The organism is Campylobacter sp. DY7, from assembly GCF_057802535.1.
The window spans coordinates 33,911-60,097 of record NZ_JBYJAU010000002.1 but is presented as its reverse complement, the minus strand read 5'-3'; the positions used below and the strand labels follow the sequence as shown (position 1 = coordinate 60,097).

Annotated in this window: 26 protein-coding genes and 1 tRNA gene; 5 read left to right on the top strand and 22 right to left on the bottom strand. The window is 29.4% G+C overall.

Annotation, left to right across the window (positions count from 1 at the left end; translation table 11 throughout):
* Nucleotides 1-2: 2 nt before the first annotated feature.
* From AC1B00_RS01635 to AC1B00_RS01575, 13 genes are read right to left on the bottom strand one after another with little or no spacing between them, the layout of a single operon-like run.
* On the bottom strand, nucleotides 3-1,379 hold the full coding sequence (locus tag AC1B00_RS01635) for a complex I subunit 4 family protein (RefSeq protein WP_488847817.1): 1,377 nt from the start codon (nucleotides 1,377-1,379) through the stop codon (nucleotides 3-5).
* Nucleotides 1,372-3,171 (bottom strand): NADH-quinone oxidoreductase subunit L, encoded by a 1,800-nt coding sequence (nuoL, locus tag AC1B00_RS01630; protein WP_488847816.1) that lies wholly within the window; start codon nucleotides 3,169-3,171, stop codon nucleotides 1,372-1,374. Before nuoL ends, AC1B00_RS01635 begins: the two co-directional genes overlap by 8 nt.
* Entirely contained in the window at nucleotides 3,168-3,446 is a 279-nt protein-coding gene (gene nuoK, locus AC1B00_RS01625; RefSeq protein ID WP_239817853.1) for an NADH-quinone oxidoreductase subunit NuoK, read from the bottom strand. Before nuoK ends, nuoL begins: the two co-directional genes overlap by 4 nt.
* The gene (locus tag AC1B00_RS01620) at nucleotides 3,443-3,952 is read right to left on the bottom strand and encodes an NADH-quinone oxidoreductase subunit J (protein ID WP_488847815.1); all 510 of its coding nucleotides are present in this window, start codon (nucleotides 3,950-3,952) and stop codon (nucleotides 3,443-3,445) included. Before AC1B00_RS01620 ends, nuoK begins: the two co-directional genes overlap by 4 nt.
* On the bottom strand, nucleotides 3,945-4,607 hold the full coding sequence (nuoI, locus tag AC1B00_RS01615) for an NADH-quinone oxidoreductase subunit NuoI (protein WP_239817851.1): 663 nt from the start codon (nucleotides 4,605-4,607) through the stop codon (nucleotides 3,945-3,947). Before nuoI ends, AC1B00_RS01620 begins: the two co-directional genes overlap by 8 nt.
* Nucleotides 4,608-4,616: 9 nt before the next feature.
* The gene (nuoH, locus tag AC1B00_RS01610; RefSeq protein ID WP_488847814.1) at nucleotides 4,617-5,612 is read right to left on the bottom strand and encodes an NADH-quinone oxidoreductase subunit NuoH; all 996 of its coding nucleotides are present in this window, start codon (nucleotides 5,610-5,612) and stop codon (nucleotides 4,617-4,619) included.
* On the bottom strand, nucleotides 5,605-8,010 hold the full coding sequence (locus tag AC1B00_RS01605; RefSeq protein ID WP_488847813.1) for an NADH-quinone oxidoreductase subunit G: 2,406 nt from the start codon (nucleotides 8,008-8,010) through the stop codon (nucleotides 5,605-5,607). Before AC1B00_RS01605 ends, nuoH begins: the two co-directional genes overlap by 8 nt.
* Nucleotides 8,000-8,647 carry a hypothetical protein gene (locus AC1B00_RS01600; RefSeq protein ID WP_488847812.1) on the bottom strand — a complete coding sequence of 216 codons (648 nt, stop codon included), beginning with the start codon at nucleotides 8,645-8,647 and terminating at the stop codon, nucleotides 8,000-8,002. Before AC1B00_RS01600 ends, AC1B00_RS01605 begins: the two co-directional genes overlap by 11 nt.
* Nucleotides 8,644-8,871, bottom strand: a complete 228-nt coding sequence (locus AC1B00_RS01595; protein WP_239817847.1) for an NADH-ubiquinone oxidoreductase subunit E family protein — start codon at nucleotides 8,869-8,871, stop codon at nucleotides 8,644-8,646. Before AC1B00_RS01595 ends, AC1B00_RS01600 begins: the two co-directional genes overlap by 4 nt.
* The gene (gene nuoD, locus AC1B00_RS01590; protein WP_488847811.1) at nucleotides 8,868-10,094 is read right to left on the bottom strand and encodes an NADH dehydrogenase (quinone) subunit D; all 1,227 of its coding nucleotides are present in this window, start codon (nucleotides 10,092-10,094) and stop codon (nucleotides 8,868-8,870) included. Before nuoD ends, AC1B00_RS01595 begins: the two co-directional genes overlap by 4 nt.
* Nucleotides 10,094-10,885, bottom strand: a complete 792-nt coding sequence (locus AC1B00_RS01585) for an NADH-quinone oxidoreductase subunit C (protein WP_488847810.1) — start codon at nucleotides 10,883-10,885, stop codon at nucleotides 10,094-10,096. The genes nuoD and AC1B00_RS01585 overlap by 1 nt, the downstream gene beginning before the upstream one ends.
* A complete protein-coding gene (locus AC1B00_RS01580) occupies nucleotides 10,885-11,385 on the bottom strand; it encodes a NuoB/complex I 20 kDa subunit family protein (RefSeq protein ID WP_488847809.1) in 501 nt (166 codons plus the stop codon). Before AC1B00_RS01580 ends, AC1B00_RS01585 begins: the two co-directional genes overlap by 1 nt.
* Nucleotides 11,367-11,756: an NAD(P)H-quinone oxidoreductase subunit 3 gene (locus AC1B00_RS01575; RefSeq protein ID WP_488847808.1), complete on the bottom strand. Its 390-nt coding sequence runs from the start codon at nucleotides 11,754-11,756 to the stop codon at nucleotides 11,367-11,369. Before AC1B00_RS01575 ends, AC1B00_RS01580 begins: the two co-directional genes overlap by 19 nt.
* Nucleotides 11,757-11,926: 170 nt before the next feature.
* On the opposite strand from AC1B00_RS01575, the gene rpsL reads away from it, so the two are divergent.
* From rpsL to AC1B00_RS01555, 4 genes are all read left to right on the top strand, one after another.
* On the top strand, nucleotides 11,927-12,334 hold the full coding sequence (rpsL, locus tag AC1B00_RS01570; RefSeq protein ID WP_214117487.1) for a 30S ribosomal protein S12: 408 nt from the start codon (nucleotides 11,927-11,929) through the stop codon (nucleotides 12,332-12,334).
* Between the two features lie 79 nt (nucleotides 12,335-12,413).
* Nucleotides 12,414-12,884, top strand: coding sequence for a 30S ribosomal protein S7 (rpsG, locus tag AC1B00_RS01565; protein WP_239817842.1), 471 nt, complete (start codon nucleotides 12,414-12,416; stop codon nucleotides 12,882-12,884).
* 12 nt (nucleotides 12,885-12,896) lie between these two features.
* Nucleotides 12,897-14,972 (top strand): elongation factor G, encoded by a 2,076-nt coding sequence (fusA, locus tag AC1B00_RS01560; RefSeq protein WP_488847806.1) that lies wholly within the window; start codon nucleotides 12,897-12,899, stop codon nucleotides 14,970-14,972.
* Between the two features lie 53 nt (nucleotides 14,973-15,025).
* A tRNA-Arg gene (locus AC1B00_RS01555) sits at nucleotides 15,026-15,102 on the top strand.
* Nucleotides 15,103-15,593: 491 nt separating this feature from the next.
* Here AC1B00_RS01555 and AC1B00_RS01550 read toward each other — a convergent pair.
* The 4 genes from AC1B00_RS01550 to bioD form a co-directional block, all read right to left on the bottom strand.
* Entirely contained in the window at nucleotides 15,594-16,388 is a 795-nt protein-coding gene (locus AC1B00_RS01550; RefSeq protein WP_488847805.1) for a hypothetical protein, read from the bottom strand.
* A 50-nt stretch (nucleotides 16,389-16,438) separates the two neighbouring features.
* A complete protein-coding gene (locus AC1B00_RS01545; protein WP_488847804.1) occupies nucleotides 16,439-18,211 on the bottom strand; it encodes a dynamin family protein in 1,773 nt (590 codons plus the stop codon).
* Nucleotides 18,208-20,175 carry a dynamin family protein gene (locus tag AC1B00_RS01540; protein ID WP_488847803.1) on the bottom strand — a complete coding sequence of 656 codons (1,968 nt, stop codon included), beginning with the start codon at nucleotides 20,173-20,175 and terminating at the stop codon, nucleotides 18,208-18,210. The genes AC1B00_RS01545 and AC1B00_RS01540 overlap by 4 nt, the downstream gene beginning before the upstream one ends.
* Before the next feature lie 133 nt (nucleotides 20,176-20,308).
* Nucleotides 20,309-20,899: a dethiobiotin synthase gene (bioD, locus tag AC1B00_RS01535; protein WP_488847802.1), complete on the bottom strand. Its 591-nt coding sequence runs from the start codon at nucleotides 20,897-20,899 to the stop codon at nucleotides 20,309-20,311.
* Between the two features lie 52 nt (nucleotides 20,900-20,951).
* Between bioD and AC1B00_RS01530 the strand changes: the two genes are divergently transcribed.
* Nucleotides 20,952-21,788 carry a biotin synthase gene (locus AC1B00_RS01530; protein WP_488847801.1) on the top strand — a complete coding sequence of 279 codons (837 nt, stop codon included), beginning with the start codon at nucleotides 20,952-20,954 and terminating at the stop codon, nucleotides 21,786-21,788.
* 42 nt (nucleotides 21,789-21,830) lie between these two features.
* On the opposite strand, the gene AC1B00_RS01525 is transcribed toward AC1B00_RS01530, so the two are convergent.
* The 5 genes from AC1B00_RS01525 to AC1B00_RS01505 are packed head-to-tail and all read right to left on the bottom strand — an operon-like array spanning nucleotide 21,831 to nucleotide 26,153.
* On the bottom strand, nucleotides 21,831-22,823 hold the full coding sequence (locus tag AC1B00_RS01525) for a hypothetical protein (RefSeq protein WP_488847800.1): 993 nt from the start codon (nucleotides 22,821-22,823) through the stop codon (nucleotides 21,831-21,833).
* Nucleotides 22,813-23,748 carry a DNA cytosine methyltransferase gene (locus AC1B00_RS01520; protein WP_488847799.1) on the bottom strand — a complete coding sequence of 312 codons (936 nt, stop codon included), beginning with the start codon at nucleotides 23,746-23,748 and terminating at the stop codon, nucleotides 22,813-22,815. The genes AC1B00_RS01525 and AC1B00_RS01520 overlap by 11 nt, the downstream gene beginning before the upstream one ends.
* Nucleotides 23,749-23,792: 44 nt before the next feature.
* On the bottom strand, nucleotides 23,793-24,467 hold the full coding sequence (locus tag AC1B00_RS01515) for an SAM-dependent methyltransferase (protein ID WP_488847797.1): 675 nt from the start codon (nucleotides 24,465-24,467) through the stop codon (nucleotides 23,793-23,795).
* Nucleotides 24,464-25,051: a pimeloyl-ACP methyl esterase BioG family protein gene (locus AC1B00_RS01510; protein WP_488847796.1), complete on the bottom strand. Its 588-nt coding sequence runs from the start codon at nucleotides 25,049-25,051 to the stop codon at nucleotides 24,464-24,466. Before AC1B00_RS01510 ends, AC1B00_RS01515 begins: the two co-directional genes overlap by 4 nt.
* On the bottom strand, nucleotides 25,041-26,153 hold the full coding sequence (locus AC1B00_RS01505) for an aminotransferase class I/II-fold pyridoxal phosphate-dependent enzyme (protein ID WP_488847795.1): 1,113 nt from the start codon (nucleotides 26,151-26,153) through the stop codon (nucleotides 25,041-25,043). Before AC1B00_RS01505 ends, AC1B00_RS01510 begins: the two co-directional genes overlap by 11 nt.
* Nucleotides 26,154-26,187 lie beyond the last annotated feature (34 nt).

The window sequence follows — 26,187 nt, the reverse complement described above, 5'->3', positions numbered from 1 at the left end:
CCTTATATAGCAAATTTAACATAATCTAAAATCATATTAGGATTTACTCCAAATACAATTATTATTATTGCTATAAATGTTAAAATCAATACTTGAAAAACGCAAGTGTTTATACTAACATTAGAATTACTTGTGCTTAAAAAGCTTTTTCTAAACATATTTAACATATAAATAGCACCTAAAATAACTACTAAAGTAGCAAATACACCAGCAATCTTGCTTGCTGCAAAAACACCATAAAGAACTAAAAACTCACCCGCAAAACTAATAGTTAAAGGTAGTGATATTGAAGAAAATAACAATACTCCAAATATAAAAGTCATATAAGGCATAGCTTTAGCAAGACCTTTTAATTCATCTAAATTATAAGTTCTATAATTATCTTTTATAATCTCAGCATAGAAAAACATTGCCCCACTTACAATAGCATGAGCTACCATATATAAAACAGAACCTGCTAAGGCAATAGGATGCATTACAAAAATACCTAAACAAATTATTCCTAAGTGTGAGATTGAACTCATTGCACTTAATTCTTTAAAGTTTTTTGCATTGCTTGCTAAAATAGCTGCATAAATTGCTGAAATTATACATAAAGAATAAATTATTCCACTAAGCTCACTAATACTAGCAGCAAATAAAGGAACACAAAATTTAATCATTCCAAACGGAGCCATTTTAAAACTTGCAAGCATTACTGAAACAAAATTAGGAGCTTTTGAATAAGTCTTAATCGCCCAACTATGGAAAGGAAAAATAGGAGCTTTTATAGCAAAAGCTAAGAAAAAGCTTAAGAATAATAAAGTGTTTTCTTTAGCACTTAAATTACTTGTAGAAAAATAACTCATATCAAAGTTTAAAATAGCATTATTCACTCTTGCATTATAAGCTAAATAAATCATAGCTACAAGCATAAAAATAGAACCTAAAAACGCAAATACAAAAAACGATCTTGCTAGTTTTGCTTCATTATTTTTAACCATTAAATATAAAAGTGGTAATAATGATGCTTCCCAAAATACATAAAATAATAAAGCATCATTTGCTAAAAACAATCCATTCATACAAGCGCTTAAAATCATAGCACTTATTAAAAAATCTCTTTTTTGATTTGAGAAAAAACACATAGATAAAAATAACATTAAATTAGCTACAAATGCTAAAGTAAATGCTATCTCATCTGCTTTTAAATTAATTCCGAAATTAAAAGCTTTAATAAGCGTATAATTAAAAATATGCAAATCTTCAACAATAACATAATAATTAAGGCATAAAATTATGAAAGAAAATAAAATTCCACTAACTTTAACAGCCTTATCATTTATAAAATAAGCACTTGCACCGAAAATCAAAGGTAAAAATATCAATAAACTAAGCATATATCACCACCATTGTTAAAAGTAAAAACACACAAAAAGCACCTATAAACACTATATGAAGAGTTAGGCTATTGTTTTTGTGTTCGCAACAAATAAGATTAATAATCTTCTTTGGACATTCAAAAATTAAAGCATACAATCCTTCTTCAAAACCTGTTAAAACTTTTGATAAACACTTATAAGGATTTATAAAAATAATCTCATAAAGTTTTGGTATATAGTATTCATTTTCTAAAAGCTTTTTATATTTGCAATTACAAGTTTCTTTAGAGCCGTTTTTATACACAAAAATTGCCAAAACAATACCAGCAATAGCAACTACTAAAGATACAGCTATTAATAAATAATTATGGTGTAATTTTTGCATAGGTATTCTTATAAAATCAAAAAATGAACTATCCCAAAAACCTGAAATAATAGCTAAAACTGCAAGTGGCAACATTGCAAACAATGCAATAGGTTTTGCTTCATGTGGATGAATATTATGATTTTGCGGAGCAAAAAATACCATCATAATTAGTCTAAAGCTATAAAACGCAGTTAAAAATGCAGTAAATAATAAAACAGCATAAATGCCATAATTATCACTTATAAATGCAAAGTCTAAGATTTTATCTTTTGAGAAAAATCCTGCAAATGGATAAATCCCACTTAAAGCTAAGCTTGCAAGTATCATTAAAACCGCAGTAATTTTCATAGGCTTATATAGTTTTCCCATTTTATAAATGTTTAATTCATCGTGCATTGCATGCATTATATTTCCTGCACCTAAGAATAATAAAGCCTTAAAGAATGCGTGAGTTACTAAGTGAAATAAAGCTACTTTATAAGCACCTAGACCACAAGCAACGAACATATAACCTAATTGCGAAAGAGTAGAGAATGCTACAATTCTTTTTAAATCTTTTGCAGCAATTGCCATTGAAGCAGCAAAAAGCGCTACAAAAGCACCCAAACAAGCTATAAAATAACTAACGCTTGGAACTAAAGAAAATAAATCATGAGAGCGAATTATTAAATAAACCCCAGCAGTAACCATTGTTGCAGCGTGAATTAATGCTGAAACTGGTGTTGGACCTGCCATTGCATTAGCAAGCCAAGTATGGAATGGAAACTGAGCTGATTTACCCATAGCACCTACAAATAATAAAGCTGCTATTAGAGTTAAAACATTTGGATTTAAAGTTTCGTGAAAATTTAAAATCCCAAAAACTTCCTTATAGCTTAAAGTTCCGAAATTAAAATATATTAAAAATATTCCTAAAAGCATTGCAAAATCGCTAATTCTATTCATAATGAAAGCTTCATTTGCTGCTAGTGAGAATTTTTCGTTTTGATACCAAAATCCGATTAATAACCAAGAGCATAAGCCAACGCCTTCCCAACCTACGAATAATAATAAGAAGTTATCACTCATAACAAGAATTAGCATACAAAATACGAATAATCCTAAAAATGCAAAAAACTTGTTAAATCCAGCGTCATGCTCCATATAATAAATACTATAAAAATGAACGCAAGTTGCAACTAAAGTAACAACACACATCATAGTAAGGCTAACAGAATCTATTAAAAGACCGAAATTAATTCCTAATAAGCCTATCCACTGACCTAAATTTAGATAAAAATTTACATTCATTAAATGATAAAGCGAAATTAAAGAATAAACAAAAGCAAGTAACATCAAATAAGAACAAAAATATCCTATTACCTTATTTTTAGGTGAAAAAGAATAAATCCCTGCAAAAATCGCACTTAATAGCGGTAAAAATAAAACATATAAAACACTCATTTGTAATCTCCAAAATCAAGACTCTTTGTTTGTCTATATTTAATCACACAAAAACTAAGTCCTATCGCAATCTCACAAGCAGCTATTGCCATTATAAATATCGCAAATACTTGCCCATCTAAGGCATTATGTAGCTTAGAAATTGATACAAAAGCAAGATTTGCAGCATTTAGCATAATTTCTGTTGATATAAAAAACATTATTAAATTTTGTCTTCTTAATACCCCAAATAAACCTACTAAAAACAAAATAAGTGATAATAATAAATAATTCATTGCTCATCCTTTATTTTCTTAGCAACTAAAACAATAGCAGCTACTATTACCATCAATAAAATCAATGCAACTATTTCAAATGCTAAAAGATATTTTGTAAATAAAATTATTCCTAAGCTACGAGTATTCTCAAGCTCTTCGCTTACTAATAAGGTTGACTTAGATGAATTAAATTTAAAACCTAAAGACATAATAACCATAAGAGCACTTGCTAAAATACTCAAAGTAAAAAAAGTCTTTTTATGTTTTAGATTTTCTTTTAATTCTTTACTTAAATCAAAAAACATCATAGCAAAACTATAAAGTCCTAAAACAGCTCCACTATAAACAATAATTTGTGCAGCACCTAAAAACTCAGCACCTAGTAAAAAATAATGAGCACTAAGCAAAACCATTCCACAAGCAAGAGAACTAAGAGAATATAAAATATTTTTAGAACTTACAGCTATAACAAAAAATCCCGTAACTAACGCGGCGAAAACATAAAACACAAATAACTCAAACATCTTTTGCCTCTTTATTAGTTTTTTCTTCGCTAGAATTTGAATTAGGAATTAAAGCTTCCCTTTCTTTCATTACATCATAATAATTAGGGGTTTGTTTAACAAACTCATCAGCATCAGCTCTTAAACTTCCACTTCCTTCAAATTCAACTTGATTAATCAAATCATCAATAGGAGTTAATATATCTTTTTTATGAGCAAAATACGCTCTTTGCTCTGCTGCATTTTCATATTCAACCCCATGAACAATAGCAAGCTCAGGGCAAACCTCAGCGCAAAATCCACAATAAATACAACGGCCAAGGTTAATAGAATAATTACTTACAAGCTTTCTTCCATCTTCGCCTAATTTTGTCTCCATTCTAATACAATTTGAAATACAAATTTTTTCGCATAATCCACAGCCTATGCAACGCTCGGTTTCGCTTTCTATAAATCTTTGTAATCTATGAACAGCACGATAGCGATTATCAAGCTTGATTTTTTCCATAGGATATTTAATAGTTGCTGTGTTACCCCTTTTAAAGGTTTCATTTATAATAAATGCTAAACCACTGATTAAGTCAGTATTTAAGCATCTTTTTACACTTCTTATAAATTTTTCATAAGGAGTTAAGATTAGTTTTCTTTTTTCATCTACTACATAATACTTTTTCATAAGCTCTCCTTATAATGCTAATAATGCAGTTATGATTAAATTAGCACCTGCAACAGGTAATAAAATCAAATAACTCATTCTCATAATCTGATCAGCTCTTAAATGTGGAAAAGTTCCCCTAGCCCAAAAATACCATGAAAACACAAAGCATATTTTTAAAATCATAGCAATTGCACCTGGTATAAAATAAAAATCATTATATCCACCAAGGAATAGTAATGAAATTAAAATTGAGCCTAAAATCATACTAGCATACTCACCTATAAAAAACATTCCCCAACGAAGACCACTATACTCAGTTCCATAACCAGCAACTAATTCAGGGTCGTTTTCTGCTAGACATAAAGGAGTTCTATTTGTTTCCATAAATACAGCTATTGTAAATAATATACAAGCTACAGGTTGCTTAAATACTAGCCATGATAAAATTCCACCTTCTTGATAAGCATTAATATCAACCAAACTCATAGAACCTGTTAATAATACAACAGCAAGTAATGAAAGACCACTAACACCTTCGTAAGAAATAATAGTTACTAAAGCTCTAGCACCACCAATTAAAGGATATTTACTTGAGCTTGCCATACCGCCTAAAAATATAGCATAAGCACAAAGCGAAGAACACCCAGCAATATATAAAACTGCAATATTTACATCAGCAATTATAGGCTTAATTGTATGTCCAAATAATGTAAATTCAGGAAAAATTGGCACAGCAGCAAAAGCCATAAAAGCACAGATTGCAGAAATTAACGGAGCAACCTTAAATACCTTGCTATTTGTCATATAAGGGATTAAATCTTCTTTAGTAAATAATTTAATCATATCTGGAACGATTTGTAAAACCCCAGCAGGTCCTACCATATCAGGTCCAAGTCTTCTATGAACATAAGCTAAAACTTTTCTTTCTAAATAAGTTGCAAAACCTGCTAATGAAGCAAAAATTGCAATTACTAAAAGACACTTAATTAGTGTAATTATTACAAAAAACATTGTTTCACTCATGGCTTATTTCCTTTATATTTAACGCATAATAACGTCTTGTTTTAAAGAATTTATAAGGATTTATCTTATCATCAAATGTAGGCAAGTATGCACCATTTTCAATATCTTTATCAAGAACTACCTTAATGATAATTTCATCTTTATCATCATAAATCTTCACCATAGAATTTTCTTTTACATTATGTTTTGCTAAATAATCTTTACTTGCATAAAGAGAGGCACATTCATTAAAAAAGCTTGATTTGTTTGTGTATTTTGATAGATTTCCAATAGGATTTGCAAGTATTACAACATCATCTTTATTGCACTCACAAGCTAATTGTTGATTTTGTGGGATTTGTAATTCCTGATTCAAATTCTTTACAAATTCGCAGGTATTTATTAAATAACCACGATGATTATTTCCTGCATTATCATAATAATTCGTTAAATCATCAAAAGCTATATTTAAAAATCCTTTATCTTTAGGTAATTGCTCTGTGTAATCAATTGTATATTTAGCATTTAAGCCTAATTCGTTTGCTAAATCATTTAAGAAATATCCTTTAAAGCTTAAAGCAGCATTTGTAGGAACTAATCTTGCATCATAATTTACAAAAGTTCCTTCTTGCTCTATCAAGCTTGAACTTGCTAAATTATTATGTTCATCATTTGAGAATGAAAAGTCTCCACGCTCATTATAACCCATAGTAAAACCATCACAAGCTTTGCTTAATTTGCATATTAAACTAACGCCTAAAGTATTAGTGCGAGGTGGTATTAGCATTACTTTAAAATCTGTTGATTTTTGAATATTTGCAAGTAAATACGCTAAATATTTTGCATTTTCGTGATAGAAATAATCATTTCCTACAATTAAAGTAAAATTAGATTTTTTTAACAATAAATCTTTTAATTTATCTTCATCAAAGCCTAATTCTTTTGCAAGGCTTGATTTTTTAATTGTTTGAGTTTGCTTTTCTTTAATTTCATTACCTTCAGCATCTTTTGATTTAATTTCTACTTCAATTTGTTCTTCATAAAAGGCTTCTTTTATATAGCCTAAATCTTGTGGTAAATCTTTTGCAAAATACTGCAAAATAAACTCAAGAACTTTTGCTTCTTTACCATAATCACAAGCTACATTTACGAAGTTTTTAGCAATTTTTGAAAGTTTAGTGTCTTTAATAGGATGAAAATAAAGCCCAGCACCCTTATTCATAACAATAGCATTATTTACTTTATATGATAAAGTAGGATTGTCATGTCTTAAAAAACTTCCTGCAATAACAATAAAATCAGATTTTTTTACATCTTCACTACTTGCATTATAAAAACTACCTGCAAAAGAACAAAATGTCTTTAAAAACTCTTGAAAACATAAAGCTTCATTATTTACTAAATTAAAGCCAAATTTAGCTCTTAATAATTCTAAAATATATGCTTCTTCGTTTGTTATATAGCTATTAAACTTAACATTTTTAATCTTATTTTCTTTAAATAATGAAACCAAACGATTAAATTCATTTTCATCTTTGCCCTTGCAATCACTTGTAATATCATAAGCAAATCTAGCTGCTTTATTTAAGGTTGTAAAATGAAAATCATTTGAAACTCTATAAATCATTTTAGAATTATCTTTAATGCTTTTTTGTTTTATATCATAATATAAAAGCTCGCAATCACTACTATGCGGATTGCTTGCAGGTATGCGAGTAAGTTCCCATGCGTTTGAGCGATATTGAAAGTTTTTGTTTATTAAAGCTCCAGTTGGACATACACTAACACACTCTCCACACTCTTGACATTCAAGGCTTTTGTCATTTTGTGGAGATATTAAAGATTTTTGAAATTTTGTCCATACTGCATAAGCGTCTTTACCCATAGTATCTTTAAAATCTTTATCGGGTGCATCACCACCACGAGCAGTGGTTTTTAATTCGTTATCACCGATTTTATCTTTACATACCGTAATACATCTTTCACATACTATACAAAGGCTTGGATCGTATTGTAATAAACCCCAATCTTTATGGCGTCTATCTATTTCTTTTATCCAGTGATTTTGTGTATCTACTTTAGCTCTTAGAGTAAAGTTTTGTAATTCACATTCTCCACTTTTATCACAAACACCGCATTGTAAAGGGTGATTTATACAATAAGTTTGCATGATTGCATTACGCTCATCCCATAGTTCTTGCGTATTGCTTAGAACTTGCATTCCATCTTTTACTTTAGTATTACATGCATAAGAGCGTTTGCCATCAACTTCAACCATACACATTCTACAAGCTAAAGTTGGACTACAATCGTTTAAATAGCAAATTGCAGGGATAAAGATATCATTAGCACGAGCAACTTGCAGTACATAATCGCCTTCATTTGCTATACATTCTTTACCATTGATATTAATTTTCATTGCTTACTCCTTTAACTACACAAGGACTAAAAGCGTAATTATTTTCTTTTTTACTTAATGCAAAAAGTCCTTTTAAGCTACTATCAATTTTTACTTGTTTTCTTAATACTTTGTTTTTAGTCTTTATATCTACTAAATCAAATTCTTTAATTCTTGCAAGAGCAGCAAATGCTGGACTTACAATAAGTTCATCATTTTCTAAACATTCATATAAAATTAAACCATTATTATCATCTAATTCTTCTAAACTAGAAGCCTTTAGCTCATAATCAAACATTAGCTCAATATTAAAATGTTTAGATAGTTTTTTTGCAAAATAATAAATATTTTTATCTTTATGATAGAGCAAATTACTATCTAATAATATTAAATTAGCATCTTTTAAAAACTCTAAAATCTCTCCTGCTTCTTCTTCTCCAAAGCAGCTTTCTGCACTAAGCTCTCCTATATCAAATTCATCTAAACCTGCCATAGTGCAAAGTAAAGCTAAAACATAGCATTCAGTTCCTAATTCGCATTTATAAAACTCTTGTCTTAAACGCTCATCAAAAAAACTGCCTATATTAATTATTTCATCGTTTTTAAAATTATTTAAGACTTCTTTGCTTGCATAATTTAAGAAGCTTAAAATTTTCATTTTGCTTCCTTTTTAATGACAATAGTCCAATCACATTGATTAAACTTAAGCGAATTCATCATTTTGCAATTATTGTTAGCTACAAACTCGTAAGCTTTATCAATATTTGAAAAATCTCCAATTTCAAATAATACAACTAAAACTTCGTTTTCTTTAGCATTATCTATATGATTTTTTAAATCTACGAATAAATCTTTACTTTTTCTAAGGTCAATTCTTCTCATCTATCAATCTCCCCTAAAACAATATTAGTTGAACCCATAATAGCAACAACATCTGCTACATAAGTTCCAACAAGTAATTCTTCATAAAAAGCACAATGCCAAAAACTAGGAGTTCTAGCCTTAAGACGATACGGTCTAGTTGAACCATCGCTTTTTATAAAATATCCAAGCTCACCTTTAGGGCTTTCGGTTGGAACATAAACATCTCCAACAGGTGGGCGAAGACCTTGAGTAACTAATACGAAATGCTGCATTAAAGAATAATTTTGAGTCATTAGCTGTTCTTTACTTGCACTTACAAATTCTTTATTATTACAAATTAATTCAGGAGAACTCTCTCTATACATAGGAACTAATTGTCTAAGTATTTTTACACTTTCACGAAATTCTTGCATATAACATTTATATCTTGCATAACTATCACCTTGATTTGCTACCGGCACACCAAATTGAACTTCATTATATAGCAAGTATGGCTCTTCTTTTCTAATATCCCATTCAACACCACTACCACGAAGCATAACTCCGCTACAGCCCCAATTTAACGCTTGTTCTTTTGTAACAATACCAACGCCTTCAGTTCTTAAACGCCAAATTCTATTATCATCAAGCAATGTTTCATAATCTTGCACATCTTTTAAAAATTTATCACAAAATCTTAAAAGTTCTTCAGTAAAGCCTTCTGGTAAATCAAGCATAGCTCCACCAATTCTCATAGAAGAATGCGTAAGTCTTGCTCCGCAATATTTTTCAACCAAATCCATTGCATACTCACGCTCTCTAAAGCAATATAAGAACATAGTCATAGCACCAATATCAAGTGCATGGGTAGCAAGCCATAATAAATGACTTATTATTCTATTGATTTCTAAAAGCATCATTCTAATAATTTGAGCACGTCTAGGAATCTCTAAACCACAAAGCTTTTCAACTGCAGCCACATAAGCATAGTTATTTGAACTTGCAGCTACATAGTCCATTCTATCAGTAGTTGGAATAAATTCTTGATATATCATATTTTCAGCCATTTTTTCCATACCACGATGCATGTAGCCTATCATAGGAACACACTTTACTACCTTTTCACCATCAAGCTCTAAAACTAATCTTAAGTTTCCATGTGAACTTGGGTGCTGTGGTCCTAGGTTTATAATCATTCTACCGTCTTCTTTAGTAAAGGCTATATTTTCATAATAAGGTTTTAATTTTGATGGTATTTGCATTATCTTCTTCCTTCTATGAATTTTGAATCAGCACGTTTTACTTTTTTAACAAACATAACGCCTTCATCTTCTTGATATTCTTGCTTATAAGCTATTGTTACAGGCTCAGCTCCTTTTGGAGTTTCGTGATAAATTCTTGAGAAATTATTAGTATCATCACAATCAACCCTGCCTGGATCACGATTTTCAGGGCCAACTACTTCACGATATTCCTTACCGAAGATTCTATCAATTTCATACCATTGTGCAAATTCATCACCTTGTAATGGATATGATTTTTTAAGCGGGTGGTTAAACCAGTCATCAGGCATTAATAATCTTTTTAAATTAGGATGATTAATAAAATTAATTCCTAACATATCATAAGCTTCGCGCTCTGACCAATTCAGTGCTTTATAAATAGAAATTCCACTTTCAATGGTTTCGTTTGTTTTGCAAGTTGTAACAATTCTAATTCTTTGTTTTTTAGCCATATTTAATAATAAATATTGAACTTCGTATGAATTATCTTTTGCTAAATAATCAGAACAAATTAGTTCGGTAAAAGATGTAAATCCTAAATCTTTAGCTAATCTTAAAGCTTTTAAATTATCTTCTTTATTTATAAAAAACACTGCAATATCTAATTCTACAAAAGAATTTGAAATAGGAATTATGTTTTGAAATTCATTGTATAAATATTCAAATTCACTACCTATTATTGCTGTTTTAGTAGTTTGTGGTGCATGATAAAATCTGTCTTTATAATAATCTTGTTTTTGTGCGTTTATCCTATCTTTATATTCTCTCATTATATCAACCTTTTTGCTGCTATTTTTTTACAAGCTTTTTCTTTTCTTATCTTTTTTTGAAGTATCATTAAAGCAAACTGAAAAGACTCAGGTCTAGGCGCACAACCAGGCACATAAATATCAACAGGAATAATTCTATCAACACCTTGCACCGTTGAATAAGTATTAAACATACCACCTGTATTAGCACAGCTACCTACTGATATAACCCATTTTGGATCGGGCATCATATCATATAATCTTCTTGTAAATTCGGCGTGTTTTTTACTAAGAGTTCCAGCTACTAACATTACATCACTATGTCTTGGGCTTGCCCTAAATATCGTTCCAAATCTATCAAAATCATATCTTGAATCTCCACCTGCCATCATTTCAATAGCACAACAGGCAAGTCCATATGTAAAAGCCCACAAAGAGTTACTTTGTCCCCAACCAACTAACTTATCAACAGAAGTTAAAGCTATTGGCATACCATTTGTATTTAGTTGATGCTCTGCCATTTTAAAGCTCCTTTCTTATAAGCATAAATAAATCCAATCAAAAGTAAAACAAAAAAGCAAACCATTTCAATCAATGCAAATAAGCCTAATTTTTTATACATTAAAGCCCAAGGATACATAAACACAACTTCTATATCAAACAAAATAAAAATTATTGCGAAAATAAAAAATTGTGAGTTTATTTTAACAGCTTGTTTTTGTGGTAATGGACCGCATTCATAAGGTCCTAAGCCTAATTTTTTTCTATTTTTTCTAGCTAAAGAATTACCTATTGTTTTAGCCAAAAAAACTAGTCCAAAAAATAAACCAGTAGCAATAACTAGCATTGCCAAAATACCAAAATATTGAATTTCTACACCCGAACTAGACATTTTGTTCCTTTCAAAAAATTGTTTTGGATTTACGAAAATAATTCATAAATGATAATAAAATAAACTTAATTATTTCTTGCTTTTGATTAAGTATTAAGGTATTAAAACTTTTTTAAGAAAAAATATTATATAATCCAAGCTTTTTAATAAATTTTTTGAAAGGATGAAACGTGCCTACCATAAATCAATTGGTTAGAAAAGAACGCAAAAAAGTGATTGTAAAGTCTAAATCACCAGCGTTAAAGGATTGCCCACAAAGACGTGGCGTATGTACAAGAGTTTATACTACAACTCCTAAAAAACCTAACTCAGCGTTAAGAAAAGTTGCAAAAGTTAGATTAACAACAGGATTTGAAGTTATTAGTTATATCGGTGGTGAAGGTCACAACCTACAAGAGCACAGCATTGTTTTAGTGCGTGGCGGAAGGGTTAAGGACTTACCAGGTGTTAAGTATCACATTGTTCGTGGTGCATTAGATACTGCAGGTGTTGCAAAAAGAACAGTTTCAAGATCAAAATACGGAACAAAAAGACCAAAGCCAGGTCAAGCAGCAGCTCCTACAAAAGGCAAAAAATAATAAAGAGTTTCGCAGATTCGCAGCTTAGATATGCGGCGTAATTTGAGTAAATTAAAAATTTTAAGTTGAAGAGGAAAAAATGAGAAGAAGAAGAGCACAAGTTAGAGAAGTTCTAGCTGATCCTATTTATGGTAGTAAGGTAATTACAAAATTTATTAATTCATTAATGTATGATGGTAAAAAATCTATTGCTACTGAAATTTTATATGGTGCGATTGATTTAATATCGTCAAAAAATAGCGAAGTTAAAGGCATTGATGTATTCAATGATGCTATTGAAAATGTTAAGCCTGTATTAGAAATTAAAGCTCGCCGTGTTGGTGGTGCAACTTATCAAGTTCCAGTTGAAGTTCGCCCAGTTCGCCAACAAGCTCTAGCAATTCGCTGGATTATCCTAAATGCTAGAAAAAGAAGTGAAAGAACTATGATTGAAAAATTAGCAGGTGAGTTAATGGATGCAGCAAATAGTAAAGGTGCGGCATTCAAGAAGAAAGAAGATACTTACAAAATGGCAGAAGCTAACAAAGCGTTTGCGCATTATAGATGGTAAGAAGGAGTTAATATGTCAAGACAAACTCCTTTATCACGCGTTAGAAATATCGGTATTGCTGCGCATATTGATGCTGGTAAAACTACAACATCTGAAAGAATTCTATTCTTCACGGGTATGAGCCACAAAATTGGTGAAACCCATGAAGGAACAGCAACAATGGACTGGATGGATCAGGAAAGAGAAAGAGGTATCACAATTACTTCTGCTGCTACAACTTGCTTTTGGAAAGATCACCAAATTAACCTAATTGACACCCCAGGCCACGTTGACTTCACTATTGAAGTTGAGCGTTCAATGCGTGTTCTTGATGGTGCTGTATCAGTGTTTTGTTCAGTTGGTGGTGTTCAACCACAAAGTGAGACTGTTTGGAGACAAGCAAATAAATATCATGTTCCAAGAATTGTATTCGTTAATAAAATGGATAGGGTTGGAGCAAACTTTTTCAATGTTGAATCACAAATTAAAAACCGCTTAAAAGCTAATCCAGTTCCAATTCAAATTCCAATCGGTGCTGAAGATACTTTCCGTGGTGTAGTTGATTTAGTAAAAATGGTTGCTTATGTTTGGGATGATGATAAAAAACCAACAGATTATAAAGAAATTGAAATTCCTGCTGAAGTAAAAGAACAAGCAGAAGAGTATAGAACAAAATTAGTTGAAGCAGTAGCAGAAACTAGTGAAGAGCTAATGGATAAATACTTAGGTGGAGAAGAGTTAAGTATTGAAGAATTACACGCAGGTATTAAAAAAGGTTGCCTTGATTTATCAATTATACCTATGTGTTGCGGAACTGCATTTAAAAACAAAGGTATTCAACCATTACTTGATGCAGTTGTAAAATACTTACCAGCACCTGATGAAGTTGCAGATATTCGTGGTCAATATGAAGATGGCACTGAAACAAGTGTTAAATCAACAGATGATGGCGAATTTGCTGGACTTGCATTCAAAATTATGACTGACCCATTCGTTGGACAACTTACTTTCGTTCGTGTTTATCGTGGTAAGCTTGAAAGCGGAAGCTATGCATACAACGCAACAAAAGATAAAAAAGAAAGAATTGGTCGTTTATTAAAAATGCACTCAAATAAGCGTGAAGAAATTAAAGAACTTTATGCTGGTGAAATCGGTGCTATCGTAGGTCTTAAAGATACATTAACAGGTGATACTCTATCAAGTGAAAAAGATAAGGTAATCCTAGAAAAAATGGATTTCCCTGATCCTGTTATTAGTGTTGCGGTTGAGCCAAAAACTAAAGCTGACCAAGAAAAAATGGGTATCGCACTTAACAAGCTTGCTCAAGAAGATCCAAGCTTTAGAGTATCAACTGATGAAGAAAGCGGACAAACAATTATTTCAGGTATGGGTGAATTACACCTTGAAATTATCGTAGATAGAATGCTACGCGAATTTAAAGTTGATGCTGAAGTAGGTAAGCCACAAGTTGCTTATCGTGAAACAATCCGCCAAACAGTTGAGCAAGAATACAAATACGCAAAACAATCAGGTGGTCGTGGTCAATATGGTCATGTATTCTTACGCCTAGAGCCACTAGAGCCAGGTAAAGGATATGAATTCGTTAATGATATCAAAGGTGGGGTTGTTCCAAAAGAATATATTCCTGCAGTTGATAAGGGTATTCAAGAAGCACTACAAAATGGTGTTTTAGCAGGATATCCAGTAGAAGATGTAAAGGTTACATTATTTGATGGTAGCTATCACGAAGTTGACTCAAGTGAGATGGCGTTTAAATTAGCTGCTTCAATGGGCTTTAAAGAAGGTGCTAGAAAAGCTGGTGCAGTAATTCTTGAGCCTATTATGAAAGTTGAAGTTGAAACTCCAGAAGACTACATGGGTGATGTTATCGGTGATTTAAATAAACGCCGTGGCCAAGTAAATAGTATGGATGAGCGTGGTGGAAATAAAATTATTGCAGCATTCTGCCCACTAGCTGAAATGTTTGGATATTCAACTGATCTAAGAAGCCAAACTCAAGGTCGTGCTACATACTCAATGGAATTTGACCATTATAGCGAAGTTCCAAGAAACGTTTCTGAAGAAATTATCAAAAAAAGAAATATGTAATATCAAGCTAGGGTTTTAACCCTAGCACTTTCAAATATAAAACTCCAAAAAAAGTCCTCATAGCTCAGCTGGATAGAGCGTAGAATTCCTAATTCTAAGGCCACAGGTTCAACTCCTGTTGGGGACACCACTTGCTAATTTTTCATATAATTATATATTGTTATAAAAACAGCATTTTAGCTCCTTGAATACGAAATTAAGCCTTTTTTAAAAAACTTTAAATTTTATATTCCTTGATAATTATTTATATATAATCCGTATCTTTTTAAGAATACTTTATTGGAGTGTTTGAGATTTTTACAAAAAATCACTTTAAACAATCATAAAAATAAATAAGCATCGATAAATAGGCAAATATAAACATTAAAACCTAAAAATAAAAATTAAGCGTTTATAATAATATTTACACGAGAACAAACATTCAAAGACCATTCGTTCATTCTTCACTAAATATCATTACTTTCAATATTTTATAACTTTAATTATATTTATTACTTTAAAGCACAAAATATAAGTATTTAAAAAATAAAATAATATATAAAAAATATTTTAAATAAATTTTAAAAGATAATTAATTTCATATAAAGAACTTATATTTTCAGTAGAATTTGAATTAGGAATTTAAACCCTTTTATCATATAAATTCTCACCATCTTTATAAGCTAAAAATAAAGCCAACAAATCTCTTTCATCTTTTATTTTGCGTGGATCAATCTTGCTTAAAATCTCTTCCATACTCTCACGCACATTATCGCTTTTTGCCTCTATAGGTTTAAATATTTTTTGCTCTTCTTCGTTTATTTCATCTATATTGGTTTTTTTGCTTTCTATTTTTTCTTTAATCTCTAAATATTTTTGCTTAAAATCATCTACGCTTAAACTCTCATCAGCAAAAAGCTCCATAATCTCATCAGAATATTCTTTAGGGATTTTAAAAAATCTTCCACTTAAATTTAGCCCATCAATACTATTATCTTTTAAAAATTGCACTAAATCCTTTACCTCATCAGCACTTGCATTACCTTGATATGCCTTTTGATAAACGCTATTAGTTTTAATACCAAAAGCTACTTGAGCCTTTAACTTAAACTCGCTAAGCCTTGCGTCATCGCCTTTTTGATATTTAAATATTTCTTCATTGCTTGGCAATTCTTCATAAGGATTTGAGCCGTAAAATAAAATTCCTTTATAAAGATGACTTTCTAAAGCATTAAAAATTTCGCTACCTTTTTCATAAGCTCCTATTTTGCTAAGCACGGCATTTGGTTCATAAGTGCCCCACTCATCTTGTGGGACATCTTTTAAAATATTTGCGATTTGCTCTTTTAAACTATCTTGTTTTATTTCTTTTGTAACTTCATTATTTACTTTTATATTATTTACAAAACCAATATTAAGACTTGAATTAATTTGCATTTTTAACCCCCATTTGCTTAATATCGGCAAATATTAAAAAATCTTAATTCCTATTTCAAATTCCAAAATGCTTTATTAATTAAATCTTTTATATTATTAAGCTTATTTGCTTTATTTTCTAAACTAATTAATTGTATATTTAAAATACTTTCAAGCTCGGCTAAATATTCGTTTTTAAGCTTTATTAATTGCTTTTTGTTTATCAAAATTTCTTCAAATTCAAAAAACGAGCAGTCAGTGAGTAGCCTTTGATAAATCTCATTTTCACTAGGCAAATACAACTTAAACTGAGTATTATCAAGCTCGTAAAATTCTCTACTAGCATTAATTTTCTCATAAAAAAATGAAAGGCTAAGTTTTGCTGCATTTTCGTAATTATTTAAAGCTTTTATATTGATTTTTTCTATTAATTTATTTAATTTTAGCTCATAATTATTTAAGGCTTTTTGATAATCACTTATAATTAATTCATCAATCGCTTTATAAAAATCATCGCTAATTGCGTATAAAGAGGCACTCGCTAATTCATTATAATTTTTATTGAGCTCCTTAGTTTTAGCGATATTTAAAGTATTTTTAAACTCATTTAAAAGCTCTTCATAATTAATAAAAAGCCTTGCAAATAATTCATTTATATCTTTTCTAATCTTTAAAAACTGCTTATTTACCACATCTTTATTATAAAAAATGTTTAAAAATGTATCATCAGGACTTAGCGTTTTATAAGAATACTCGTTTTTTATAAAACAATTTTTGTGAAGCAAACTTTTATTCGGCGTATAAAAATAAGCATTTTTTACCTTAAAATTAGCCATAAATTCATTAGCAATAGTTCTTGCAATACTTTTTAAAGCATTTAAAAATTCATCATTTAATTCATCATAATTAAATTTATTTTCATTTAAGGTTTTAATATAATTTTTAATTCTTAAAGCTAATTCATCAAGGCTTTTTAGGTTTTCATTTATCACGCTTAAAAGCTCGTTGTTTAGAGCATTTAAACTATTTTTTATATAAGTTTTTTTGATATTTTCTTTATCAAGTTCTTTTAAAAAATCATAAAAAGCAAAAATATTTGAATTAGGATTATTGTCTTTTGCTTCTTTGCAAGAAATTAGCTCAATTTTATCAAAATATTTAGCAAAAACATCATCTAAATAAGCTTTTAAGCGATTTTGCTCGGCATCACTAAGTTTATCTTTTTGATTGATTAAACAAAGCTTTTTAATATTAGCATTTAGTTCTTTTATAGCCTTTTCTTCACTAGCTTTTCCAGCACTTTCAGCCAAACTTAACCAAACGATAGCATCAAAGGAACTCATTAAATTTTTAGAAAATTCTTCATCAGTAGTATTTGCATTTAGCCCTGGAGTGTCAATTAGCGTAATATCTTTTAAAATCTCGTTATTTGTAAAAATACTAATGCTTTTAAGCCCATTTAGTTCTTCATTTTGATCGTTTAACGCCCCGCCAACAAATGGTTTGATTCCATCTTCAAATTCCGTTAAAACTAACTCATTTAAACCATAATTAATATAAGTTGCCACCACGCTTACAGGTCTTGCACCAGTAGCTAGCAAATCACTTTTAAAAAGCAAGTTTAATAAGCTACTTTTACCAGAGCTAAACTGCCCGATAACTCCAACTTGAAGTGGCAATTGATAGTGTTTTATGAGATTTGAGAGTTTATTAATTAGCGTTTCGCTTAGCATTAAATTTGGATTTTCTAAGGCTAATTTTAAAGCTTTTAAATCTCCTAAAAAGCCTTTTTCATAACTTTTATTAAACTTTTCATTATATTCATTCAAAACACTTTTTATCATTTTAAACTCTCTTTTAATTTATTTAAAATTTCAATTTTTCTTAAATTATTTTCTAAACCCAAATCTCCACTAAAATCGCTAATTTGTGCCTCTTCAATATGATAAATCCTTAAAAACTCATCTTTTAAAAACTCATTTGCCTTGCTTTTTCTCTCATTAAAATTAAAAATATTTAAGTTTATATTAAGATAAATCGCAATTAATTGCTCATAAATTTTATTCTCAATTTTAGAAATTTCTAAGCCACTTATAATTCTTTCAAACTCGCTAAATATCCCTAATAATTCATCTTTATTAAAATTAATTTCACAAGTTTTATTAATATTTAGCCTTGTTTTAATCTCTTTAAAATCGTTTAAAAATTTATTACTTAGACTTGAAAAACTAGCATTTAATAAATCCTTAAAGCCTTGTAAAATCACGCTTTTAGCCTTTTCTTGCGAATATGCTTTATCGTAATTAAACTCATCATAAAGCCTTGCAGCTTGATTTTTTGCTAGGAGTTCAAGCTCGTGTTTTTGGAATGTGAATTCATATTTTAAATACTCGTTCAAGTAATTTTCAAACTCTATTTTTATAGATTTTTTACGCTCAATTTCCGATTTTAAATTCTCTAAATTCTTTGCATATTCGTTTTTATCAAGCTTTAAAAGATTGTTTTGATTTTCTAGGCTAAGTAGCTCTAAATCTATTATATTTTTAAACTTTTCGCTAATGCTATTTATGAAATCTTTTGTATTTGTAGAATTAAAGCAAACATCGTTTAGATAAGCTTTTAAGGCGTTTATTTCGCCTTTTGTATTATCGTTTTTATATTCATTTGCACTTATACAAAATAATTCATAATTTGCATTTATATCAAGATTTTTAAGCTCATTATTAAAGCGATTTTTTACATATTCTTTTAATTTTATTTGCTCATCTAGGCTTATTAAATCGCTTTTTGTAAGCACTAGAACAAGCTTTGAATTAGGATTATTTTTAGTAAAGCTAAGCAAAAACTCCAAATCCTTAATGCTAAGTGCTTGCGTGCAAGTCATAAGATATAGCACACAGTTTGCATTCTTTAAAAACTCTTTACTTTGTTGCTCACGGCTAATTATCACATCATCAAGACCTGGGGTGTCTATGATTTCTATTTTATTTTTAAGATATTCGTTATCAAGATAAATATTAATATCTTTTACAAAAATACTCATTTTTGAATTCGCACTTGTGTAGTTATAAAGCTCATTAAAACTAGTTTCAATGCTTTCATAAGCTTTGTAATCAACACTAAAGATTTTATTTAGCTCTTCATTTAAACTTGCTTGAGTTTTTAAGGCGTTAAACTCGCTTTCGTTATAAAAATTTACTTTTATATTTTCATTACCATAAGAAATTATGCTTAAATTTGCAGTTTCAGGTGCATTTGAAACGCCCAAAAAATCACGCTCTAGTAAAGCATTTATAAGGCTACTTTTACCAGCGTTAAATATCCCACTAAAAGCGATTTTAAATGTTTTATTTATTAGTTGATTATAAAACTCATCTAGCTTTGTTTTTAACTCAGGACTTAGTAAATTTGCTAAATCATTATAAACGCTTTCAAGCTTAGTTTGCTCGTTTTTGTAAGTATTATTTAGCTCTTTTTGGTTTTGGCTTTTTGCGTTTTTTAAATACTCTAAAACTTTTAAATTTATTTTTAAAGGCTTTAATTTTTCAAGATAAAAGCTAATTTCAAGTGGGTTTAAAAGATTATTTTTAATAGAATTAAGCACTGCAATTTGAAGCATTTTCAACTCAAAAAAATTATTAGTATTTATATAATTTGTATATGTTTTTAGACTTAATAATTCTTTGTAATTTTGCTCGTTCGCACTTAAAATTAACGCTGCTAATTCGGGATTAAAAATATTTTGCTCGTAAGTTAAATCAAGATTTCCTAATTCATCTTTCCATAAATCAAATAACAATTCTTGCAAGTTTATCCTTTAGTTAAGATTTAAAAATCTTAGCCTTGAATTTTTAAATAAATGTTACAAATAGTAATTAAGATAAAAATTATCTATTTTATGTGTAAAAACTACACTAAATTAAAAGAATTTGAAATAGGAATTACAAAAATTTTTCTATTTCTTTTTTAAACTTTTCTACCTTTTCATCTATATTTGTTTCATCAAAGTATTCTAAATGTGCGATTTTTACCCCTGTGTATTTGCCAATAAAATCATCAAGTCTAGTATCAATCTCACCAATCATTACAACGCAAACAATTTCAAAACCATTATCTTGCAATGCTTTTATGCTCAAAATTGTATGATTTATCATACCTAGATAATTCCTAGCAGCTAAGATTACTTTTCGCTTATTTTTCTTTATAAAATCAATCATAGTAAAATTATCATCAATAGGACAAAAAAGTCCGCCCGCAAGCTCAACTATCATTTTGTTATCTTCTGGCAAAACTAAATCATTCATAGAATATTCAATATTATCAAGCTTTTTTGCTATGTGTGGAGATGCTGGGGTGTGTAAAAATATCCCATCATTGTGTATTTTTACATCATTTATGTAGCGAGTAATTATACTGGCATCTCTTTGCTCTCCTGCTTGAACTAACTTAAAATATGAATACTTAAAAGCCTTGCATAAAGCAACACATAGATGGGTTTTACCTGTATCTGTATGAATGCCGCTTATATACATTTTTTATCCTTTTTTAAATAAAATAATTTGTATTTTAATAAAAGGAAATTAAATGAAAGAGATATTTTTATGTTCAATTTGCAATGTAAAAAGTGGAAATTGTAATGAAGATTGTGCGTACTGCACTCAAAGTAAGCACTATAATACAGGTATTCAAAGTTATGATTATAAAGACATTCAAACCATCTTAAATGAAGCAAAAATCGCTAGTGAGGCTGGTGCTTTGGGATTTTGTCTTGTTACTTCTGGGCGTGGGCTTGATAGCAAAAAGCTTGATTTTATTGCCCGTGCAGCTAGTGCTATCAAAGAAAGCGGCTTGCATTTGCATTTAATCGGCTGTAATGGAAGGGCTAGTTATAAGGATTTGGTATTTTTAAAAGAGCATGGAATTGATAGTTACAATCACAACCTAGAGAGCGCTAAAAGTTATTTTAAAAATATCTGCACAACTCACACTTATGAAGAAAGATACGAAACTAATCAAAACGCTATAAGTGCTGGGCTTGGAATTTGTTGTGGTGGGATTTTTGGTCTTGGTGAAAGTAATGAGCAAAGAGTTGAGCTACTTGATGCACTTTCTATACTAAATCCACACACAAGCACGATAAATTTTTATATAAAAAATGACGCTTTAAAAATCAATGCTCCACAGATTACAAAAGATGAAGCAATAAATATCATAAAACTAGCAGGAAATAAAATGCCAAATACAAGGCTAATGGCTGCAGGTGGTAGAGAAATGGTATTTAAAGATGATTTTAAAGCTATGTTTGAAGCAGGGATAAATGCTATCGTGCTAGGAGATTATCTAACCACAAAAGGCGAAGAAAAGCATAAAGATGTAGAATTAATCTTACAAAACGGCTATGAGATAGCTAAGAGTTGCTAAAAAATACTAAAAAACCATGTATAAAACATGGTTTTTTAGTATTTACGCTATATTGTTTTTAATAAAATTATTTATTTCCTTTAAGTTAGCAGATGAAATAACTTTATCATGGTGTTTATATAGATCATAATACTCTTGAGCTATTATTAAAAATGTATTTTTATAATCTAAAATATTTTTTATTTTTTGCTCTGTTAAATCGCTACCTAATGTTATAACGCATATCGCATCTACTTCTAATAAATCAATATTTTCCAAATTTTGCTTATATCTTTCCCTTAAAGTTCTTTTGATACTAAAGCCTATTCTATATCCATTTTCAGTTTTAGCTACTATATCATACTCCACAGCGTTATTTTTATTATCATGAGTTGGTTTATCACTCAATATGGTTAAATAGCATTTTAACATCTCTAAGCATCTTTGCTCATAATTACTTCCGGCTAAAGATTTGATGCTCTGATTTGTTGATTCTGATAATATAATTAAAAATATATTACTTACTCTTACACCGTAATTCTCTAAAATATCTTTAGTTTGAAGATTAATAAAATTTAACAATTCTTTATGATTTTCAAAATATTGATTTTTAATTAAAATATCATTGCCAAAAAACAAATCTGTATTTATTGCATCCAATACCCTTCTACTATAAGGAAGATTGAGTGATTGCATATCATATTTAACACTTAATTTATCTCTAATGCTATCTAATTTAGCCTGTTCATTATAACTACCTGCTTTTGATATATCAAGAAAGATAATTTTTAAAAAAATTAAATAAACAGATAATTTCAACGCTTTTAATGTAAAAACTTCATCTAAAATCTCATGATAAATATTTTTTATTTCTTCTAAACAAGGATAATTTTTTAATAACTCATCTAAAATCTGATAATTAAAACTATCAGTATTTAAAAAATTACCAATATCTCCCAATGTTTCATCTGTAATTCTAGTTCTTACTAAAAATTTTAAAATTTTATAAAAAGCTAAATTGTATTTAATATCACTTTCTAGTATATTATTTTGCATTATCGCACTCCTTTAATTTATTTATAATATTTTTAGCGACTGCACTAATCATTTTAACAGGCACAGAGTTGCCAAATTGTTTATAAGCTTGTAGGTCTGATACCCCTATAATAAAATCATCATCAAAACCTTGTAATCTAGCCGCTTCTCTTGGAGTAAGTTTTCTTGGATTTTTATTATCTTGTTCTATTAATACCTCTGAGCCATCCTTGTAATATCTAGCTGAAATCGTGCCTGTATATTCTGAGTCTTTATTAAATAAACGATATCCAAAACCATTACCTTTTAATATATTTTTCTCTTTTCTTTTTTGATGACTTTGCCATAGTCTATCAGAAATGGTATATTTTTCATCAACACTATTTTCTAAAATATCACCAACTTTAACTTTATAATTAAAGTTGTTTGGAAACTCAAAATCAGTTATATTATTTAAAAATCCAACAATCATAATTCTTTCTCTATTTTGTGGAACTCCAAAATCCCTTGCATTTAACACTTTGTAAAACACTTTATATCCTAAGTTTTTTTCTAATATTTCTAGCATTGTTTTAAATGTTTTACCTTTATCATGAGATAAAAGTCCTTTTACATTTTCTAAAAATAAAGCTTTTGGTTTATGGTATTTTAAAATTCTCGCAACTTCAAAAAACATAGTTCCTCTAGTATCATCAAACCCTAATCTTTTTCCAGCTATACTAAAAGCCTGACAAGGAAAACCTGCACATAAAATATCAAATTTGGGAATATCCCACTCATTAATCTGTGTTATATCCCCATGTGGCATTTCATTATAATTTAAATAATATGTTTGTTGCGCAAATTTATCAATCTCTGATGAAAAAACACATTGTGCTCCATTTCTCTCAAAGGCTTGTCTAATTCCACCTATTCCTGCAAATAAATCAATAAAAGTATAACTCATAAAAACACACCTTATTTTATTCAATAATATTATAATACACCATTTCAATTACTAGCACTAACGAAAATGGCGTGGTAGTTTAAGGTGTTATGATATTTATCATTAAAGATTTTTAAATCATTTTTGCCTAAAAATACCCCGCTAAAGGCATTTACACCGCTAAGTTTTAAATGCCTAAAAACATCAATGCTAGAATTAAACATCAGCTCATAATTTTTCTCATAAATCTTTATATTTTGATAATGTAGCTTTAAAATCTGCTCTATTTCATCAACCCTTAAATACTCAAGCCCAACGCCAAAATGCTCTTTAATCTGCCAAAGATTATTCACCCCAAAAGTGCTAAAAACAAGCTTAGAATTTGATTTAGGAATTTCATTTATTAATTTTGCTAAATCAAGCCACTGAAAACACGCATTTGAAATGATTAAATCAAAATCCATTTTAGCTAAAAACGAATTTTTAAAATCTCTTAAATCCTGCTTTACGAAAATAAATTCCTTACCATAATCAAGGCTAAAATCATTGATATCTACGCAATAAAACTCACTAAATTCTATCTTTTTAGCCACCATTTTGCTAAACTCGCCCCTATTTGAGCCAAGCTCAAGCACCCTACAAAAACGCCCATTTATTTCGTTAAGCAAAACTTCTCTCATATCATTTTGCACGATAGCATTTTTAAAATAAGTATCTTTTGCTTTTAAAAAGCTTTTCATATTTCATCCCAGCTTAAAAATTCATCAAAACAAAAATGTGAGGCATTGATTTTACAAATATTTTTAAAGCTTTTTAAAAGTGCATTTTGTGGGAAAATTTCATCCATATTTGATGAATATGCCAAATCATAATCTTGCCAAATACAAGGCTTTTTAGCAAGTTCTAAAATGCTTAAAAGCTCATCTTTAGAATTTTGATTAAACGCCTTATTTACCCCACCACAACGACTTAAAAAGTTTTCCTTATCAAATCTTTTAGCCGTGATTTTAAAAAGTTTCTCGCTAATTCCAAACTCATCATCAATGCCTTTTACCGTGCCATTTATCGCTATTTTTTGCACGATATTAAGCGAACTTAAATCACATTTTGAGGATACCATAACACCCATTGAAAAAGCGATTAATTTAATGTTTTTATAGGCTTTACAAATTTCTAAAAATCCTAAATCAAATTCCAAATAATCATAAACCATTAAAACATCATTTTTTGACGCCAAATTATAAGCACTCGGTAAAAAGCCAAAACCACCAAAAAACAGCACCAAATCACTAGAATTATTTTTATGTAAAAACTCAAATTTCATAAAAAGCCTTAGCAAAATTATCTAAATCGCTAAAATCCATATTAGCGTTTATTGATAGTCTTATTCCTGTATCCTTAGCAGCTACGGTTGGAGTTTTTATACTTGGGGCAAAAAAACCTTTTTGCATAAGTTTTGCTGAGTATAGATTAGCTTTTTCATTATCCCCTAAAACTATCATTTTTATATAACTAACGCCTTTTATTTTATCTTTTAGCAATTCATTTAAATATGAGCTAAGATTTATTAAATGCTCTCTTTTTTTATCAAAATTAGCTAATTCTGAAAACACAAAATGCGAATAAGCCACATTTATAGGAGGCAATGCGGTTGAGTAAATTAGCCCCCTAGCTTTGTTTATAAAAAAATCTTTTGCCATTTGTGAGCAAATCATCGCAGCACCCATACTAGCAATGCTTTTACCAAATGTAAGCACTAAAAAATCAATATCTTTTAAGTATCCAAGTCCTAGCCCATTAATGCCAAGCGAGCCAATACTATGTGCTTCATCAACATAAAGCATAATATTTTTATATTTTTTCTTAAGCTCTAAAAGCTTGTCAAGTGGTGCAAAATCTGCATCCATACTATATAAACTCTCGCAAATTATTATGATTTTTTCATAATTTAAATTCGTTTGCAATAATTTTTCTAAATCATTTATATCGTTGTGTTTAAAGCGTTTAAAATTAGAATGCTTTATGCCATCAATAATACTTGCATGAACTTTTTTATCAGCTAAAAAAAGCGTATTTTTTAAAGTAGCTAAAGCACTTAAACAACTATAATTTAGCAAAAACCCACTGCTAAACAAAAGTGCTTCTTTTTTATATAAAGATGATAAGTATTCTTCAAATAAAAAGTATTCATCACCTCCACCACCAAGACTTCTACTAGCACTTGAACTTAGGCTTTGATTTTTGTAAGTATTTAAAAACTCACGCTCAAGCTCACCAGAACTTGCCAAGCCAAGATAATCATTACTAGCAAAATTAAGAAGCTTTTTGCCATCATATAAAACATACTTGCCGTCGTTTTTAAATCTTTTTAAAGTTCTAAAATTATTTTCTTTTTTTAGTTCATTTAATAAGTCTTGCATTTTCATCCTTTATAATAATTTTATTAGATTTTCATAAAGG

Excerpts from the sequence above, each read along its gene's own strand:
- AC1B00_RS01605 (WP_488847813.1), bottom strand. The coding sequence starts at position 8,010 with ATGAAAATTAATATCAATGGTAAAGAATGTATAGCAAATGAAGGCGAT.
- AC1B00_RS01550 (WP_488847805.1), bottom strand. The coding sequence starts at position 16,388 with ATGCAAATTAATTCAAGTCTTAATATTGGTTTTGTAAATAATATAAAA.
- bioD (WP_488847802.1), bottom strand. The coding sequence starts at position 20,899 with ATGTATATAAGCGGCATTCATACAGATACAGGTAAAACCCATCTATGT.
- AC1B00_RS01545 (WP_488847804.1), bottom strand. The coding sequence starts at position 18,211 with ATGATAAAAAGTGTTTTGAATGAATATAATGAAAAGTTTAATAAAAGT.
- AC1B00_RS01510 (WP_488847796.1), bottom strand. The coding sequence starts at position 25,051 with ATGAAATTTGAGTTTTTACATAAAAATAATTCTAGTGATTTGGTGCTG.
- AC1B00_RS01620 (WP_488847815.1), bottom strand. The coding sequence starts at position 3,952 with ATGTTTGAGTTATTTGTGTTTTATGTTTTCGCCGCGTTAGTTACGGGA.
- AC1B00_RS01520 (WP_488847799.1), bottom strand. The coding sequence starts at position 23,748 with ATGAGTTATACTTTTATTGATTTATTTGCAGGAATAGGTGGAATTAGA.
- rpsG (WP_239817842.1), top strand. The coding sequence starts at position 12,414 with ATGAGAAGAAGAAGAGCACAAGTTAGAGAAGTTCTAGCTGATCCTATT.
- AC1B00_RS01530 (WP_488847801.1), top strand. The coding sequence starts at position 20,952 with ATGAAAGAGATATTTTTATGTTCAATTTGCAATGTAAAAAGTGGAAAT.
- AC1B00_RS01595 (WP_239817847.1), bottom strand. The coding sequence starts at position 8,871 with ATGAGAAGAATTGACCTTAGAAAAAGTAAAGATTTATTCGTAGATTTA.
- AC1B00_RS01525 (WP_488847800.1), bottom strand. The coding sequence starts at position 22,823 with ATGCAAAATAATATACTAGAAAGTGATATTAAATACAATTTAGCTTTT.
- AC1B00_RS01600 (WP_488847812.1), bottom strand. The coding sequence starts at position 8,647 with ATGAAAATTTTAAGCTTCTTAAATTATGCAAGCAAAGAAGTCTTAAAT.
- AC1B00_RS01580 (WP_488847809.1), bottom strand. The coding sequence starts at position 11,385 with ATGGCAGAGCATCAACTAAATACAAATGGTATGCCAATAGCTTTAACT.
- AC1B00_RS01635 (WP_488847817.1), bottom strand. The coding sequence starts at position 1,379 with ATGCTTAGTTTATTGATATTTTTACCTTTGATTTTCGGTGCAAGTGCT.
- nuoI (WP_239817851.1), bottom strand. The coding sequence starts at position 4,607 with ATGAAAAAGTATTATGTAGTAGATGAAAAAAGAAAACTAATCTTAACT.
- AC1B00_RS01585 (WP_488847810.1), bottom strand. The coding sequence starts at position 10,885 with ATGAGAGAATATAAAGATAGGATAAACGCACAAAAACAAGATTATTAT.
- nuoK (WP_239817853.1), bottom strand. The coding sequence starts at position 3,446 with ATGAATTATTTATTATTATCACTTATTTTGTTTTTAGTAGGTTTATTT.
- AC1B00_RS01515 (WP_488847797.1), bottom strand. The coding sequence starts at position 24,467 with ATGAAAAGCTTTTTAAAAGCAAAAGATACTTATTTTAAAAATGCTATC.
- fusA (WP_488847806.1), top strand. The coding sequence starts at position 12,897 with ATGTCAAGACAAACTCCTTTATCACGCGTTAGAAATATCGGTATTGCT.
- AC1B00_RS01575 (WP_488847808.1), bottom strand. The coding sequence starts at position 11,756 with ATGTCTAGTTCGGGTGTAGAAATTCAATATTTTGGTATTTTGGCAATG.
- AC1B00_RS01505 (WP_488847795.1), bottom strand. The coding sequence starts at position 26,153 with ATGAAAATGCAAGACTTATTAAATGAACTAAAAAAAGAAAATAATTTT.
- nuoL (WP_488847816.1), bottom strand. The coding sequence starts at position 3,171 with ATGAGTGTTTTATATGTTTTATTTTTACCGCTATTAAGTGCGATTTTT.
- nuoD (WP_488847811.1), bottom strand. The coding sequence starts at position 10,094 with ATGCAAATACCATCAAAATTAAAACCTTATTATGAAAATATAGCCTTT.
- nuoH (WP_488847814.1), bottom strand. The coding sequence starts at position 5,612 with ATGAGTGAAACAATGTTTTTTGTAATAATTACACTAATTAAGTGTCTT.